This window comes from Pseudomonas svalbardensis (assembly GCF_030053115.1).
Taxonomy (GTDB): domain Bacteria; phylum Pseudomonadota; class Gammaproteobacteria; order Pseudomonadales; family Pseudomonadaceae; genus Aquipseudomonas; species Aquipseudomonas svalbardensis.
This window is the reverse complement of sequence record NZ_CP125619.1, coordinates 5,556,901-5,572,569: the sequence shown is the minus strand read 5'-3', so window position 1 is coordinate 5,572,569 and position 15,669 is coordinate 5,556,901. Positions and strand designations below refer to the sequence as shown.

Below are 15,669 nucleotides of genomic sequence, written 5' to 3'. Positions count from 1 at the left end.
TATAACGTAGGTGGCGAGAGTTTGACCGCCTGCTTGGCGTTGCACAAGTCCCATGGGAGCATGCAAGTCAGAAATGTGCAGGAGCAGTCTTATGTTGCGTATACGCGGAAGCATCGGCGACTGGCCGGTGGATTTGACGCTGGAGATGGATGACGGCGACTGGGCACGGCTTGGTGCGCAGTTGCAGGTGGTGAAACCGGAGGCCAGTGCTGCACCGGCAAAACCGATCAATCAGGATGATGCGCTGTGGCAGATCGCCAAGGATTTGCTGCGCAAGGCCGGGCAATTGAGCGGGCCGGATTTGCTCGATCAGTTGGAAGGTTTGACCGGCAGCGCGGCGTCGGGCAAGCGGTTGCTGGTGCGTTTGCGCCACTGCTCAGATGTGAAAGTGACGAGCGGCGGGGATACGCCGCTCTACAGCTGGATCAACGCAGGTTAGTAAAGCGCAGCAAACAACTTGCGGCGGTACGTGGTCACCAGCGGGTGATCGTTGCCCAGCAGTTCGAACACCTGCAGCAAGGTCTTGTGCGGCAAGCCTTCGCTGTAGCTGCGATTGCGCACGAACAGCTTGAGCAATGCATCCAGCGCCGCGTCGTACTGCTGACGGGCCAGTTGCTGGATCGCCAGCTGATAAACCGCTTCATCGTCCTGCGGATTTTTTGCCAGGCGCGCTTTCAGGTCTGCCGCATCCGGCAAATCCTTGGCCTGGCCGAGGAACTGGATCTGCGCCTTGGCGCCGGCGAGGGTGGCCTTGTGCTCGTCGCTCTTGACCGCGTCGAGCACGGTTTGCGCTTCACCCAGCTCGCCACGTTCGGTGAGGCAGCGGGCGTAGAGAATCAGTGCCTTGGCATTGGTGTTGTCTTCGCCCAGCAGCACTTTGAGGGTGGCTTCTGCGTCGGCAAAGCGGTTGTCATCAAACAGCACCTGAGTCTGTTCAAACGGGTCGGCAGCAGCCGGTGGAGGCATTTGCACGTGAGGCTCAAGCATCGCGCGCACGGCGGATTCCGGCTGTGCACCGGCAAAACCATCCACCGGCTGACCGTCCTTGAACAGCACCACCGTCGGCAGGCTGCGAATGCCGAAGCGCGAAACGATGTCCGGTTCAACGTCGCAGTTGACCTTGGCCAGCAGCAACTCGCCCTGATAGCTCTCGGCGATGGTTTGCAGCATTGGCATCAAGGCCTTGCACGGCGCACACCATTCGGCCCAGAAATCCACCAGCACCGGTTTGTGGAAAGAGTTCTCGATCACCGACTGCTCGAAATCGGCAGTCGTGGCGTCGAAGATGTACGGCGTTTCCTGACTCATGGGGGATCTCGTAAAAGCGTGAATGGGGCAACTATACGACTTGGCGGGGTGTGGCTGAAAGTGTGGTCAGTCTGACAGATTGCCCGCGAAGCTTTTAGCCGCGCCGCGCGTGGTAGAGGCTCACATGCCGAAACTCTTCGGGCTCGGCCAGATCGGGCAAGGTCATCGCTTCCAGCATCTCGATGCGTTGATACAACGGGTGGCGAAAATCCCTCACGCGCGAATCGGCCACCAGGGTTTGCTGGCCGCGACTCAGGAATTCATCGAGCAACGGCAGATTCGCCCGGTCGTACAGCACGTCGGCCACCAGAATCAGATCAAACCGATCCGCCTCGGCGAAAAAGTCCGTGGAGTAGTTGAGGTGTACGTCATTGAGTTCGGCATTCGCCCGACACGCGGCAATCGCCAGCGGGTCCAGGTCACAGGCCACCACTTCCAGCGCTCCGGCCTTCACCGCCGCAATCCCCGCCACCCCGGAACCGGCGCCGAAATCCAGCACCCGTTTGCCTTTGACCCACTCAGGAAATGCCGCCAGATAACGGGCGACCGCCAGCCCACTGGCCCAGCAAAAACTCCAATAGGGCGGCTCATGCAGAATCCGCCGGGTTTCTTCCGGGCTGAACGCGCGGTCCATGTTGTCGCCGTCGATCAGCCAAAGCTTCAGGTCGGTGTCCGGCAATTCACAGGCAACCAGCTGTGCGTCACCGAGCAGTTCGCCTAACGCCTGTTGCAGGTCGAACGGTGCAGTCATGGCGCTTTGACGAACTGCAGCTGACCCAGCACTTGCGTCGTTGGCTGGCTGATGACTTGCGACGGCAGATGCAAAATCAGCTGGCCGGACTGGCTGGCGCGGCCACGCAGTTCAACGCGGGCACCGACCGGGAAGGATTCCGGGTTGAAACGCAGGTGAAACGGCAGAATCTGATTGGTGCCGATCAGGCTGGAACTGGCCAGCAATTGTTGCGGACGGTCCTTGTCGTCGATCACCAGCAGCGCCAGTTCGACTTCGGCGCCGGCCGGCACGCCTTGCAAGGTGCCACTCAATTCACGCTGATATGCGGGCAGCGGGCCGAGGTTGGCCGATTCCCTGGCTTTCTTCTGTGCCTGCTGTGGCGCGGGGCCTGGCGTCGGCGGCTGGGGCTTGGGCGCATCGCTGCTGCAGGCCACCAGCAGGCTGAAAAGACTGAGCAAAACGAGCGGTCTTAGGGACATTTTCGGCTCCAGCAAGGTGAAATCCATGGATCTAGCTCTATAGCCCGTCTGTATACCGCAAACCCTATGGCTTGTCTTGCCACGGGGATGCGCTACCATGGCCCTCCCTTTTTTTGTTGCCTGCCACCATGCACTGTCCCTTCTGCGGTGCCAACGACACCAAGGTCATCGACTCGCGTCTGGTCGCCGAGGGCGAACAGGTGCGCCGCCGGCGCGAATGCCTGGCCTGCGGCGAGCGTTTCACGACGTTCGAGACGGCCGAACTGGTGTTGCCGCGCCTGATCAAAACCGACGGCAGCCGCCAGCCGTTCGACGAAGAAAAACTCCGCGCCGGCATGCAGCGTGCGCTGGAGAAGCGCCCGGTAAGTGTCGAGCGCCTGGAATCGTCGTTGGTGCACATCAAACACAAACTGCGCGCCACCGGTGAGCGAGAGGTTAAATCCCTTGTCGTCGGTGAACTGGTGATGGCCGAGCTGCAAAAGCTCGACGAAGTCGCCTACATTCGTTTCGCCTCCGTGTATCGGCGCTTCCAGGACCTCAACGAGTTCCGCGAAGAGATCGATCGCCTGGCCCGTGAGCCGGTGAAAGAATGACCACCTCTTCCGAACAAGCCATCCTCGACGCCCATTACATGGCCCGCGCGCTGGAACTGGCGCGCAAAGGTCATTACACGACGCATCCCAACCCGCGGGTTGGCTGCGTGATCGTGCGGGACGGGCAGATTGTCGGCGAAGGCTGGCACGTGCGCACCGGCGAACCCCACGCCGAAGTCCACGCCCTGCGCGCCGCCGGCGATAAGGCTCGAGGCGCCACCGCTTACGTGACCCTCGAACCTTGCAGCCACCACGGACGTACGCCGCCTTGTGCGGATGCGCTGGTACATGCCGGTGTGGCTCGGGTGGTCGCGGCGATGCAAGACCCGAATCCGTCGGTTGCCGGTCGCGGCATGCAGCGCCTGGCCCAGGCCGGCATCGCTATCGAAAGCGGCGTGCTGGAAGGCGAAGCGCGCAAGCTTAATGAAGGTTTCCTCAAGCGCATGGAGCACGGCTTACCGTTCGTGCGGGTCAAGTTGGCCATGAGCCTCGACGGTCGGACAGCGATGGAAAGCGGTGAAAGCCAATGGATCACCGGTACAGCGGCGCGTTCTGCGGTACAACGCCTGCGCGCCCAGGCCAGCGTAGTGCTGACCGGCGCCGACACGGTGCTGGCAGACAACGCCCGTCTCACTGTGCGTGCCGATGAACTAGGCCTGGATCCTGAGCAAACGGCCCTGGCCATGAGCCGTCCGCCGCTTCGCGTGCTGATCGACGGCCGCCTGCGCGTGCCGCTGGATGCGCCGTTCTTCAAGGCCGGGCCTGCATTGGTCGCCACGTGCATGGCGATCGAGGAGCAATATGCCAACGGTCCGGAATGCCTGATCGTGGCGGGCGAGGAAGGCTTGGTCGACCTGCGCAAACTGCTGGTCGAACTCGCTGCCCGTGGGGTCAACGAAGTGTTGGTCGAAGCGGGGCCGCGTCTCGCCGGGGCTTTCGCTCAGCAAGGGCTGGTGGACGAGTTTCAGATTTTCATCGCTGGCAAGTTTTTAGGTTCGTCTGCGCGCCCGTTGCTGGATTGGCCGCTCGCGCAAATGAAGGATGCGCCTGAACTCAAAATCACCGAAATTCGCGCGGTTGGCGATGACTGGCGAGTCATCGCCATTCCTTCGCCAGCGGCGAGCGTATAATTCCGGGCCTGCGCCACGCGACGGCCCTGTTCTCGAGGAGGACTCCATGTTTACCGGCATCATCGAATCCATCGGCAGTATTCGTGCATTGACCCCAAAAGGCGGAGATGTGCGGGTACACGTAGAAACCGGCAAGCTCGATCTGAGCGACGTCAAACTGGGCGACAGCATCGCGGTCAACGGCGTGTGCCTGACCGCGGTTGAGTTACCAGGCAACGGCTTTGCGGCGGACGTCAGTCGCGAAACCCTCGACTGCACCGCCATGAATGATCTGAAAAGCGGCAGCCCGGTCAACCTGGAAAAAGCCCTGACCCCGACCACTCGCCTCGGCGGGCATCTGGTCAGCGGCCATGTCGATGGCGTGGGCGAAGTGGTTGCCCGTACTGAGAATGCTCGCGCTGTGGAGTTCCGCATCCGCGCTCCCAAAGAGCTGGCCAAGTACATCGCCCATAAAGGCTCGATCACCGTCGACGGCACCAGCCTGACCGTGAACGCGGTCGATGGCGCCGAGTTCTTGCTGACGATCATTCCGCACACCCTGAGCGAAACCATCATGGCGTCTTACCAGCCAGGTCGCCGGGTGAATCTTGAAGTTGACTTGCTGGCACGTTATCTGGAACGCCTATTACTAGGCGACAAGGCCGCAGAGCCCAGCTCTACTTCTAAAGAGCCCAGTAACATCACCGAAAGCTTTCTGGCCCAAAACGGCTACCTCAAATCCTGAAGCTCAAATTTCGAAAGAAGGGGGGTGCCTTGTGGCGCTCAATAGCATCGAAGAACTGGTTGAAGACATCCGCCAAGGCAAGATGGTCATCCTCATGGATGACGAAGACCGCGAAAACGAAGGCGATCTGATCATGGCCGCCGAGTGCTGCCAGCCAGAACACATCAACTTCATGGCCAAGCACGCCCGTGGCCTGATCTGCATGCCGATGAGCCGCGAGCGCTGCGAACTGCTGAAGCTGCCCTTGATGGCGCCGCGCAACGGTTCCGGCTTCGGTACCAAGTTCACCGTGTCCATCGAAGCAGCCACCGGCGTGACCACCGGCATTTCTGCCGCCGACCGTGCGCGTACCGTGCAGGCCGCTGCCGCAAAAGACGCCAAGGCTGAAGACATCGTCAGCCCCGGCCACATCTTCCCGCTGATGGCTCAGGCTGGCGGCACCCTCGCTCGTGCCGGCCACACCGAAGCGGCGTGCGACCTGGCACGCATGGCCGGTTTCGAGCCGAGCGGCGTGATCTGCGAAGTGATGAACGACGACGGCACCATGTCCCGTCGCGCGGAACTGGAAGCGTTTGCTGCCGAACACAACATCAAGATCGGCACCATCGCCGACCTGATTCACTACCGGATGATCCACGAACGTACCGTTCAGCGGATTGCCGAGCAGCCGCTGGACAGCGAACTGGGCCAATTCAACCTGGTGACCTATCGTGATTCCGTGGAAGGCGACGTGCACATGGCCCTGACTCTGGGCACCGTGTGCGCCGAAGAGCCGACCCTGGTTCGGGTGCACAACATGGACCCGTTGCGCGACCTGTTGATGGTCAAGCAGCCTGGCCGCTGGAGCCTGCGCGCCGCGATGGCCGCGGTTGCCGAGGCGGGCAGCGGTGTGGTGCTGTTGCTCGGTCACCCGCTCGATGGCGACGTGTTGCTGGCGCATATCCGCGAAACCGCGGAGCACGTACCGGCGAAAAAACCGACCACCTACAGCATTGTCGGTGCCGGTTCGCAGATCCTCCGGGACCTGGGCGTGCGCAAAATGCGCCTGATGAGTGCGCCAATGAAATTTAATGCGATATCCGGTTTCGATCTGGAAGTTGTAGAATACGTGCCCTCCGAATAATGACCGGTTGTTTCCAGTCCTTGATTCGCGGTTAACACATCACTGAGGGACGCGTAGAAAACGCGTCCCGGCTCTTTAAGAGATCTAACGAATGACCCTGAAGACCATCGAAGGTACCTTCATCGCCCCTAAAGGCCGCTACGCTTTGGTAGTAGGCCGTTTCAACAGCTTCGTCGTTGAAAGTCTGGTCAGCGGTGCAGTTGATGCCCTGGTTCGCCACGGCGTGAGCGAAAGCGACATCACCATCATCCGCGCACCTGGCGCCTTCGAAATCCCGCTGGTTGCGCAGAAAGTCGCTCAGAAGGGCGAATACGCGGCAATCATCGCCCTGGGCGCGGTCATTCGTGGCGGTACTCCGCACTTCGAATACGTGGCTGGCGAATGCACCAAGGGCCTGGCCCAGGTGTCCATGGAGTTCGGCGTTCCAGTCGCATTTGGCGTGCTGACTGTTGATTCCATCGAGCAAGCCATCGAACGTTCCGGCACCAAGGCCGGTAACAAAGGTGCTGAAGCTGCCCTGTCCGCTCTGGAAATGGTCAGCCTGCTGGCGCAGTTGGAGGCCAAGTGATTAGCGACGAAAGCGATCGTTTCAACCCGCGCGATCCAAAGCCTGCGGATGCCGGCAAGCCATCGAAAAGCGTCAAGCGTCGCGAAGCCCGTCAGCTCGCGACTCAAGCGCTGTACCAATGGCACATGGCCAAGCAATCTTTGAACGAGATCGAAGCGCAGTTCCGGGTCGATAACGATTTCAGCGATGTCGATGCCGCTTACTTTCACGACATCCTGCACGGCGTTCCGGCTCACAAGCCTGAGATCGACGCTGCACTGACACCGTGCCTGGACATCACGATCGAAGAGCTGGACCCGGTTGAACTGGCCGTTCTGCGCCTGTCGACCTGGGAACTGCTCAAGCGCGTCGACGTGCCGTACCGCGTTGTGATCAACGAAGGTATCGAGCTGGCGAAAGTCTTCGGTTCCACCGACGGCCACAAGTTCGTCAACGGTGTACTCGACAAGCTGGCCCCGCGTCTGCGTGAAGCTGAAGTGAAGGCGTTCAAGCGCTGATTCGCGCTTGAATGGCTGCCATGGGCGAGTTTGAGCTGATCCGCAATTTCTTCGCCGCCGCGCCTTGTGCGCAAGGCGGCGAAGGCGTTGCCCTCGGGATCGGCGATGACTGCGCCTTGCTGGCTGTTCCCCCCGGGGAGCAGTTGGCAATTTCCACCGACACACTGGTTGCCGGTGTGCATTTCACAGATCCTTGCGACCCGTTTCTGCTCGGTCAGCGCTCGCTGGCTGTGGCCGTCAGCGATCTGGCTGCCATGGGCGCCACTCCCGTTGCCTTTACCCTTGCCCTGACCTTGCCGACGGTGACCGCCGATTGGCTGGACGCCTACGCCCGTGGTTTGAACATCATGGCGCAGCGCTGTGGTGTGGCCCTGGTGGGCGGTGATACCACCCGTGGGTCGTTGAGCCTGACCATGACCGTGTTCGGTCGTGTACCGGCAGGTCTGGCGTTGACCCGCAGCGGTGCGCAGCCAGGCGACTTGCTGTGCGTTGGCGGTGAGCTTGGCAACGCGGCGGGGGCATTGCCGCTGGTGCTCGGTCAGCGGACGGCTGAAGCCACCATCGCCGATCCGCTGCTGGCACATTACTGGTCACCGCAGCCGCAACTCGCGTTGGGCCAGGCGCTACGCGGCAAAGCCACCTCGGCGCTGGACATCTCCGACGGCCTGCTCGCGGACTGCGGGCATATTGCCCTCGCATCGAAGGTCGGCATTCAGGTTGAACGGGACATGCTGCCACTGTCGAACGCTTTAGTCGCCTTCCTCGGCCAGTCGGGTGCCGAAAAAGCGGCCCTGAGCGGTGGTGATGATTACGTGCTGGCCTTTACCTTGCCGTCCGTCGAGTTGCCGCAATTGTTGAGCGACGGCTGGCCGATCCATGTGGTCGGGCGTGTTGTGACGGGGCAGGGCGTAGTGCTGCTGGACGCTGATGGACAAGACATCACCCCGCAAACCCGGGGCTATCAACATTTTCGGGAGACACCGTGACAGATCATCCCAAACAGGTCCCGGCGGAATTCGTACCGCCCTCGGTCTGGCGCAATCCGTGGCATTTCCTGGCGTTCGGCTTCGGCTCGGGCACCTTGCCAAAAGCACCGGGCACCTGGGGTTCGTTAGTTGCGCTACCCTTTATCCCGTTGTGGCAGATGCTGCCCGATTGGGGTTACTGGCTGATGCTCGGCATCACCATGCTGTTTGGCTTCTGGCTGTGCGGCAAGGTCGCTGACGATTTGCGGGTGCACGACCATGAAGGCATCGTCTGGGACGAAATGGTCGGGATGTGGATCACCCTGTGGCTGGTGCCGGAAGGTTGGTACTGGTTGCTGGCGGGGTTTTTGATGTTCCGCTTCTTCGACATCCTCAAGCCGTGGCCGATTCGCTGGATCGACCGGCATGTGCATGGCGGCGTTGGGATCATGCTCGATGACGTATTGGCCGGGGTGTTTGCGTGGTTGGCGATGCAGGGGCTGGTATGGATTTTTGCCTGACGGGCAAAACAGGGGACTAGGGATGGCTCGGCGCTGGTTGGCTGTGATGATTTTCGCGATGTTTTGCTCGCTCGCCCAAGCTAGTGACGGGGATGCAACGCCGTCGGTGATTCATCTGGCCAGCGAAGATTGGGAAGACTACACCGCCGCCGATGGCCACGGTCTGGGCTGGGACGTGTTGCGGGAAGTCTTCGAGCCAGCGGGGGTCAAGCTGGACATCCGCAGCGAACCCTACGTCCGCTCCATGGGCCTGGCCCAGCGCGGCGAAGTGGATGCCTGTGTCGGCTCCTATCTTGATGAGTCCAGCGATCTGCTCTATCCGCGCTGGAACTTCGATACCGATCACATCTATGCCTTGGGGCTGGCCAGCAACCCTGCGCCGACCCCGGAAACCCTGGGCAACTATCGACTGGCCTGGGTCCGCGGCTACGACTTTCAGGATTACCTGCCTAACGTACGCCGCTATAACGAAGTCATGCGGCGTACCGGGATTTTGTCGATGTTGACCCGCAACCGCGCCGACTTTTACATCGACGCGCTGACCGAGGTCGACTATGTCCTCAGGTGGGCCAAGGATCCGTCGCAGTTCCGTCGCACCCACATCGCGGAACTGCCGCTGTATCTGTGCTTTGCCAAGACCCCCAAGGCTCGCACCCTGATGGCGCTTTTCGACCAACGCATGGAGCAACTGGTGAAGAACGGCCAGCTGAAACCGATCTTCGAGCGCTGGAAACAACCCTATCCGTTCGACTCAAACTAAGCGCGAACCCTGTAGCCGCTGGCGAAGCCTGCGTCCGGCGGCGAAGCCGTCGTAAATTCAGGCACCGCGGTGTATCAGACTGACCGAGTCGACAGGTTTCACGACGGCTCTGCCACCGTGGCGCATTGACGCCTCGGCGTGGGCGAGTCCATTCAATTACAGGGCGTGCGTAGACTGGGCCTTAGGCACTAGTGATCTAACTTTTTGATTGTTATGCCCCATAATTCAGCCTAAGCGTCTGTCGGAACGTGCTGTTACAATGCCGCCTCTGCGAATCTCCAGTACTTATTGATCAGGAGCACACCGGTGCCTGTCGTTTTTGTCGCCGCTTCCAAGCTGCCAACGCCTTTTGCGCAATTCACCATGCACGGCTTTCTCGATGAAGAAAACGGGCGCGAGCACGTTGTGCTGAGCCTGGGTGAGTTCGTCGACGGTGCCCCGGTACTCGGCCGGTTGCACTCCGAATGCCTGACCGGCGATGCCTTGTTCAGCCAGCGTTGCGACTGCGGCTCGCAGCTCGAGGCTGCCTTGCAGGCCATCGCCCGTGAGGGCCGGGGCGTGTTGCTGTACTTGCGTCAAGAGGGCCGTGGTATTGGCCTGCTGAACAAGATCCGCGCCTATGAATTGCAGGATGGCGGCGCCGATACCGTTGAAGCCAACGAGCGTCTGGGCTTTGCCGCCGACCAACGTGACTACGCCATGTGCCTGCCGATGCTGGAGCACCTGGGCGTGAAATCCCTGCGTCTGATGACCAATAACCCACGCAAGGTCAAAGCCTTGACCGACATGGGCATCGTGGTCGCCGAGCGCGTGCCGCTGCACACCGGCCATAACCCGCATAACAAACTCTACCTGGCCACCAAGGCCAGCAAGCTCGACCACATGATGGGCAACGAGCACCAGGGTGAGGCAGACCGGGCGTGACCCGCGGTCAGGTTCGGCGGCGACTGTCCGTCAATTGGTGGCAATACCTGGCGCTGGCTTTGGTGCCGCTGTTCGTGATCAACGGCGTATTTGGCCAGAGCGAGGCGATCCTGCCGGTGCTGGCGATGCCGTTGTTCATCGCCGGTGTGGCGTCGATGTTTGTCAGCCTGAAATTCTTTGGCGGCTACAAACACGCGTTGATCGCCACTCAAAAAGCCCTCGATACCCCTGAAGAACCTGCTGCCTGGATCGCCTTGGCTGCCAAGCGTCGCACGGCGTTCCTGGCTGCCGGCCTGCCGGCCTGGATCGCCGCGCTGGCGGTATTCGTCGGCCTCGAAGCCGTGCCGTTGATGCTGCTGGCGCTGTCGACCCTGGTGCTGTTTTACCTCTACCGTATTCCGCGTCAACTCGGCTGATGCGACCCGTCTGGCTGGCGGTTTTGCTGCTGGCCGTCAGTGGCCCGACGGTTGCGGTCGAACGCGTTGTCAGCCTCGCGCCATCGCTCTCTGAAATCGTTGTTGAGCTGGATTCAGCCGACCTGTTGGTGGGTGTGCTGGATGCGGGAGAGCGTCCTGCTGAACTCAAAGACCTTCCTTCCGTTGGTCGGTACGGTCAGCTGGACATGGAACAGCTGCTCAGTCTCAAACCCGATCTGCTGTTGCTCTGGCCCGGCAGCGTTGGCCCGGCCCAGCGTGAACAGCTCAAGCGGTTGAACCTCCCGACCTACATTGCTGAACCCCACAACCTCGAACAACTCACTTCGCAGATTGAAGCGATTGCCTCACAACTCGGCCGTTCGGAGCGTGGTGTTTCATTGGCCGAAAATTTGCGTCAGCGACTGGATTCGCTTCGCCAGCGGTATAGTCGGGATGTGCCATTGCGGGTGTTTTATCAGGTCTGGGATCGACCGCTGTACACCGTTGGTGGCGGGCAGATCATCAGCGATGCGCTTGAAGTGTGCGGGGCGCGCAATGTGTTTGCCGACCTGACCCTGCCGGCGCCCCAGGTCAGTATTGAGGCGGTATTACAGCGTAATCCAGACGTGATTCTGGCCAGCGATCAGGCGCAACTCGATGCGTGGAAAGCCTGGCCGCAGGTTGCCGCAGTGGCGCAGGGGAAATTGCTGTTGGTGACGGATAAGGGGCTGGAGCGGCCGAGCGGGCAGATGATCGAAGCGACCGCGAAGTTGTGCCATGTGATCGCGCCGGACCGCTGAGACCGAGGAGCGGCCTTCGCGAGCAGGCTCGCTCCCACATTGGATCTCTGTGCGAAACCCCCTGTGGGAGCGAGCCTGCTCGCGAAGAGGCCAGCCCAAACACCGCTGGTTTCAGATCAGAGCTCCGGCGTCCAGGTCACCCCAAACATCCACGCCCGACCTTCTTCACGATACCCATTCTGACTGCCGTCATGGCTGTACAGCGCCCGGCTATAACCCTTGTCCAGCAGGTTATCGACCTTCAACTCAAACTTGATCTCACGATTCAATTCCCAGCTACTGCGCAACCCCAGCAACGCGTACCCGCCCAACGGCTGCTGATTGTTCTCATCGTCATAGCTGCTGCTCACAGCCTGCCAGCTGGCGCCGAGCCCTAGCCGGTCAAACTGCCGATCCAGATCCAGGCTCAAGGTCCGCCGCGCGCGACGAGCCAGAGTGTGTCCGCTATCGCGATCCCGCGGGTCGATGATCGCCACGCCGAGGTTGCTCTGCCAGCCGAACAGTTCCTGTTTCAATGCGGCTTCGAACCCGTTGATCCGTGCCGAGGCCACGTTCTGCGGCCGTGAATTGCTGCCGAAAATAATCGCGTCTTCCAGGTCCGTGCGGTACAGCGAAGCTTCCAGTCGGCTGGTGTCGGTCAGCTGACTGCGCCATTGCAGCTCGTAGCTTTTCGAGGTCTCGGGCTTCAGGTCCGGGTTGCTGAAATCCGGGTAATACAGGTCATTGAAGGTCGGCGCGCGGAAGCCTTCGCTGTAGGTCAGCAGCACATCGTTGTCGGGGTTCAGCGGCAGGGTAAAGGTGCCGCTCCAACTGTTCTGGCCACCGAACTGCTGGTTCTGGTCGCGACGCAGGCCCAGTTCCGTGGAGAAGCTGTCCGTCTGGTAGCGATGCTGGATAAACGCCGCACGGTTCCAGCGGCTGTCCTCGTCGAATGGCGTGCTGCTGTTGATCCGGTCCTCGTACCAGTCGCCGCCGAGGATCAGGCTGTTGCGCTCGTCGAGGGTCAGGTCGTTCTGCCAGTTCACCGAGTCGCGATACGTGTTGAACACACTGCGTTCGTCACTGAGCTTGTCCAAAGTCTTTTCGCGGTTTTCGCTGTGGCCGAACTCGACGCGGGTTTTCCACAGGTCACTGATACGCGCATCGACATAATTGCTGACGCTGCTCACCGCGAAGTCGCTGTAGGGCTGCTGCTGGACTGACCCGAACGTGTCCATGTCGAAGCGGCCGAACGGATTGTCGAACTCACTTTTGCCACGGTTATCCAGCAGGTTGGCGCCGATTTCGATGTCATCGGTGAGGGCGTGACTCAGGCTCAAACTCATCGATTTGTTGCGGTATTCGTCATGATCGCCGTCGCTGGGATACGACTCGCGGGTGCGATTGATTCCGGCGGTTTCATCGAGGCTGGCACCGAGATTGAATCGGGTCTGCTCGTCGCCGCCGGACAGCCCGAGGCTGCGTTCCCAGGTCTGGTTGCTGCCAAAGCCCACGTGCATTCGCGGTTGCAGGCCTTGCTCGCCGCCGCGACGAGTGAAGATCTGGATCACCCCGCCAATCGCATCGCTGCCATAAATCACCGAGCGGGAACCGCGCAGCACTTCCACGCGCTCGACCTGTTCGATGTTGATGTGTTGCAGGTTGCTGTCGCCGGAGGTGGAGTTGCCGATGCGCTGGCCGTCGACCAGCACCAGGCTTTGGGCTGATTTGGTGCCGCGGATGTAAATCCCCGGCAGACTCCCGCGCCCGCCGGTTTGTCCGACCTGCACACCCGGCACACGACGCAGCAAGTCAGTCACGCTGCTCGGTTGCAGGCGATCAATGTCTTCGCGGGTGAACACGGTGTTGGCGGCGCTGCTGTCATTGCGCGCTTCGACCTGACGGTTGGCGCTGATCAGCACGTCGGGAAGCTTCAGGGCCTGGTCGCGTTCGAAGGTGTCGGCCAGCAGTTCGCCGGCCGGTAGCAGGGTCAGCGTCAGGGCGAGGCGGGAGAGTTTCATCAGCAGTCCATCGGCGCTTTGAGGCGAGCACAGGTTTTGAAAGGCACAAAAAACCAATGTGGGAGCGAGCCTGCTCGCGATGACGGTGTGTCAGTCAATGAATAAGTTGACTGTCAGTCCACTATCGCGAGCAGGCTCGCTCCCACAAGGGGTTTTGCATAAGTCTGAGGTTTAGATGCTCAGCAGTTGCAAGCGCTGACGAATCGAAGCTTCGATCCCGGCCTCATCCAGCCCACACTCGGCCAGCATTTGCGCAGGCTTGGCATGCTCGACGTAACTGTCCGGCAAGCCCAGGTGCAGCATCGACTTGAGGATGTTTTCGCGGGCGAGAAATTCGCTGACGGCGCCACCGGCACCGCCCATGATCGCGTTCTCTTCGATGGTCACCAGCAGCTCGTGGCGGCCGGTGATATCGCGAACCAGTGTTTCATCGAGCGGTTTGACGAACCGCATGTCGACCACGGTTGCATCCAGCGTTTTGGCGACTTTCAGCGCCTCGGCCAGTTGTACGCCGAACACCAGCAGGGCGACTTTGCTGCCTTGGCGACGAACCACACCCTTGCCGATTTCGATCGGTTCGAGGTTTTTCTCGATCGTCGCGTTCGGGCCAGAGCCGCGCGGATAACGCACCGCCGCCGGGCCGTTGAACAGGTGGCCAGTGGTGAGCATTTTGCGCAGTTCGTTTTCGTCGCTCGGGGTCATCACCAGCATGCCGGGAATGCAGCGCAGGAACGACAGGTCGAAGCTACCTGCGTGAGTCGGGCCGTCTTCGCCCACCAGACCCGCGCGGTCGATGGCGAACAGCACGTCGAGGTTTTGCACTGCGACGTCATGGATCAGTTGGTCGTAGCCACGTTGCAGGAACGTCGAATAAATCGCCACCACCGGTTTCGCGCCTTCGCAGGCCATGCCGGCAGCGAGGGTCACGGCGTGTTGTTCGGCAATCGCCACATCGAAATAGCGCAGCGGGAAACGCTCGCTGAAGGCCACCAGATCGGAGCCTTCCTTCATCGCGGGAGTGATGCCGACCAAGCGCGGATCAGAAGCGGCCATGTCGCATAGCCATTCACCAAATACGCCCGAATACTTCGGTCCACCAGCTTTCTTCGGCGCGGCGGCCGGAGCGTCCAGCGGTTCGAGTTTGGTGATCGCGTGGTAACCGATCGGGTCGACTTCCGCCGGGGCGAAGCCTTTGCCTTTCTTGGTGACGACGTGCAGGAACTGCGGGCCTTTGAGATCGCGCATGTTGCGCAGGGTGGCGATCAAGGTCGGCAGGTCGTGGCCATCGATCGGGCCGATGTAGTTCCAGCCCAGCTCTTCAAACAGCGTGCCGGGAACCAGCATGCCTTTTGCGTATTCTTCGGTGCGACGGGCGATTTCCCAAGCGCCAGGCAGGCGCGACAGGACCTTTTTGCTGCCTTCACGCATGCTCGCGTAAGTGCGGCTGGAAAGAATCTTCGCCAGATAGTTCGACAGCCCGCCGACGTTGCGCGAGATCGACATGTCGTTGTCGTTGAGGATCACCAGCATGTTGGCGTTCACTTCCGGCGCATGGTTCAGCGCCTCGAACGCCATGCCGGCAGTCAATGCGCCGTCACCGATCACGGCGATCGCCTTGCGATCACTGTTTTGCAGGCGGGCGGCAATGGCCATGCCCAGCGCTGCGCTGATCGATGTGCTGGAGTGGCCGACGCCAAAGGTGTCGTACTCGCTCTCGGAACGACGCGGGAAGGCGGCAACGCCGTCCTTCTGGCGCAGGGTGCCCATGCGCTCACGACGGCCGGTAAGGATTTTGTGCGGATAGGCCTGATGACCCACGTCCCACACCAGCCGGTCGTCCGGGGTGTCGAACACGTAATGCAACGCGATAGTCAGCTCGATGACGCCCAGGCCGGCACCGAAATGCCCGCCGGTCTGACCGACCGTGTAGAGCAATTCCAGGCGCAACTCATCGGCCAGGGTTTCCAGCTCGGCTTCGCCTAACCGGCGCAGGCCGTCCGGCGTGTTGGCACGGTCGAGCAGGGGCGTGGTCGGGCGCTTGCGGGGAATCTCATGAAACGTCGTGGGCATCAGGCGAATCGTTATAGGTATAAAAGATGCGGCAGTTTACCTGATGCATCGCCCCCTG

The 15,669-nt window shown here is 61.0% G+C and carries 18 protein-coding genes; 13 read left to right on the top strand and 5 right to left on the bottom strand.

From position 1 onward, the window contains the following. Positions 1-91 precede the first annotated feature (91 nt). Positions 92-439: a hypothetical protein gene (locus tag QFX16_RS25775; RefSeq protein WP_223432919.1), complete on the top strand. Its 348-nt coding sequence runs from the start codon at positions 92-94 to the stop codon at positions 437-439. Here QFX16_RS25775 and trxA read toward each other — a convergent pair. From trxA to QFX16_RS25760, 3 genes are all read right to left on the bottom strand, one after another. Beyond that, positions 436-1,308: a thioredoxin gene (trxA, locus tag QFX16_RS25770; RefSeq protein ID WP_283181835.1), complete on the bottom strand. Its 873-nt coding sequence runs from the start codon at positions 1,306-1,308 to the stop codon at positions 436-438. The two genes, QFX16_RS25775 and trxA, sit on opposite strands and share 4 nt — an antisense overlap. A gap of 94 nt (positions 1,309-1,402) precedes the next feature. After that, entirely contained in the window at positions 1,403-2,059 is a 657-nt protein-coding gene (locus QFX16_RS25765) for a class I SAM-dependent methyltransferase (RefSeq protein WP_283181834.1), read from the bottom strand. Beyond that, positions 2,056-2,520 (bottom strand): YbaY family lipoprotein, encoded by a 465-nt coding sequence (locus tag QFX16_RS25760; RefSeq protein WP_283184638.1) that lies wholly within the window; start codon positions 2,518-2,520, stop codon positions 2,056-2,058. The genes QFX16_RS25765 and QFX16_RS25760 overlap by 4 nt, the downstream gene beginning before the upstream one ends. 128 nt (positions 2,521-2,648) lie before the next feature. Here QFX16_RS25760 and nrdR point away from each other — a divergent pair, with 128 nt between their 5' ends. The 12 genes from nrdR (at position 2,649) to QFX16_RS25700 (ending at position 11,541) form a co-directional block, all read left to right on the top strand. After that, positions 2,649-3,113, top strand: a complete 465-nt coding sequence (nrdR, locus tag QFX16_RS25755) for a transcriptional regulator NrdR (protein ID WP_003228656.1) — start codon at positions 2,649-2,651, stop codon at positions 3,111-3,113. Next, positions 3,110-4,243, top strand: coding sequence for a bifunctional diaminohydroxyphosphoribosylaminopyrimidine deaminase/5-amino-6-(5-phosphoribosylamino)uracil reductase RibD (gene ribD / locus QFX16_RS25750; RefSeq protein WP_283181833.1), 1,134 nt, complete (start codon positions 3,110-3,112; stop codon positions 4,241-4,243). The genes nrdR and ribD overlap by 4 nt, the downstream gene beginning before the upstream one ends. A gap of 46 nt (positions 4,244-4,289) precedes the next feature. After that, positions 4,290-4,967: a riboflavin synthase gene (locus tag QFX16_RS25745; protein WP_283181832.1), complete on the top strand. Its 678-nt coding sequence runs from the start codon at positions 4,290-4,292 to the stop codon at positions 4,965-4,967. A gap of 31 nt (positions 4,968-4,998) precedes the next feature. Next, positions 4,999-6,090, top strand: coding sequence for a bifunctional 3,4-dihydroxy-2-butanone-4-phosphate synthase/GTP cyclohydrolase II (gene ribBA, locus QFX16_RS25740; protein WP_033059428.1), 1,092 nt, complete (start codon positions 4,999-5,001; stop codon positions 6,088-6,090). A gap of 91 nt (positions 6,091-6,181) precedes the next feature. Further along, complete coding sequence (ribH, locus tag QFX16_RS25735) at positions 6,182-6,658, top strand: 6,7-dimethyl-8-ribityllumazine synthase (RefSeq protein ID WP_003185938.1); 477 nt, start codon at positions 6,182-6,184, stop codon at positions 6,656-6,658. After that, the gene (gene nusB, locus QFX16_RS25730; RefSeq protein WP_008153530.1) at positions 6,655-7,155 is read left to right on the top strand and encodes a transcription antitermination factor NusB; all 501 of its coding nucleotides are present in this window, start codon (positions 6,655-6,657) and stop codon (positions 7,153-7,155) included. The genes ribH and nusB overlap by 4 nt, the downstream gene beginning before the upstream one ends. A gap of 20 nt (positions 7,156-7,175) precedes the next feature. Next, entirely contained in the window at positions 7,176-8,141 is a 966-nt protein-coding gene (gene thiL, locus QFX16_RS25725) for a thiamine-phosphate kinase (protein WP_283181831.1), read from the top strand. After that, positions 8,138-8,641: a phosphatidylglycerophosphatase A family protein gene (locus QFX16_RS25720; protein WP_003228639.1), complete on the top strand. Its 504-nt coding sequence runs from the start codon at positions 8,138-8,140 to the stop codon at positions 8,639-8,641. Before thiL ends, QFX16_RS25720 begins: the two co-directional genes overlap by 4 nt. Positions 8,642-8,663: 22 nt before the next feature. Continuing rightward, positions 8,664-9,401 carry a substrate-binding periplasmic protein gene (locus QFX16_RS25715; RefSeq protein ID WP_283181830.1) on the top strand — a complete coding sequence of 246 codons (738 nt, stop codon included), beginning with the start codon at positions 8,664-8,666 and terminating at the stop codon, positions 9,399-9,401. A gap of 306 nt (positions 9,402-9,707) precedes the next feature. After that, positions 9,708-10,325 carry a GTP cyclohydrolase II gene (gene ribA, locus QFX16_RS25710; protein ID WP_033059420.1) on the top strand — a complete coding sequence of 206 codons (618 nt, stop codon included), beginning with the start codon at positions 9,708-9,710 and terminating at the stop codon, positions 10,323-10,325. Further along, positions 10,322-10,741 carry an MFS transporter gene (locus QFX16_RS25705; protein ID WP_074871267.1) on the top strand — a complete coding sequence of 140 codons (420 nt, stop codon included), beginning with the start codon at positions 10,322-10,324 and terminating at the stop codon, positions 10,739-10,741. The genes ribA and QFX16_RS25705 overlap by 4 nt, the downstream gene beginning before the upstream one ends. Then, the gene (locus QFX16_RS25700; protein WP_283181829.1) at positions 10,741-11,541 is read left to right on the top strand and encodes a cobalamin-binding protein; all 801 of its coding nucleotides are present in this window, start codon (positions 10,741-10,743) and stop codon (positions 11,539-11,541) included. Before QFX16_RS25705 ends, QFX16_RS25700 begins: the two co-directional genes overlap by 1 nt. Before the next feature lie 116 nt (positions 11,542-11,657). On the opposite strand, the gene QFX16_RS25695 is transcribed toward QFX16_RS25700, so the two are convergent. Further along, positions 11,658-13,541, bottom strand: coding sequence for a TonB-dependent receptor domain-containing protein (locus QFX16_RS25695; protein ID WP_283181828.1), 1,884 nt, complete (start codon positions 13,539-13,541; stop codon positions 11,658-11,660). A gap of 171 nt (positions 13,542-13,712) precedes the next feature. Beyond that, complete coding sequence (dxs, locus tag QFX16_RS25690; protein ID WP_283181827.1) at positions 13,713-15,611, bottom strand: 1-deoxy-D-xylulose-5-phosphate synthase; 1,899 nt, start codon at positions 15,609-15,611, stop codon at positions 13,713-13,715. Between the last annotated feature and the right edge of the window lie 58 nt (positions 15,612-15,669).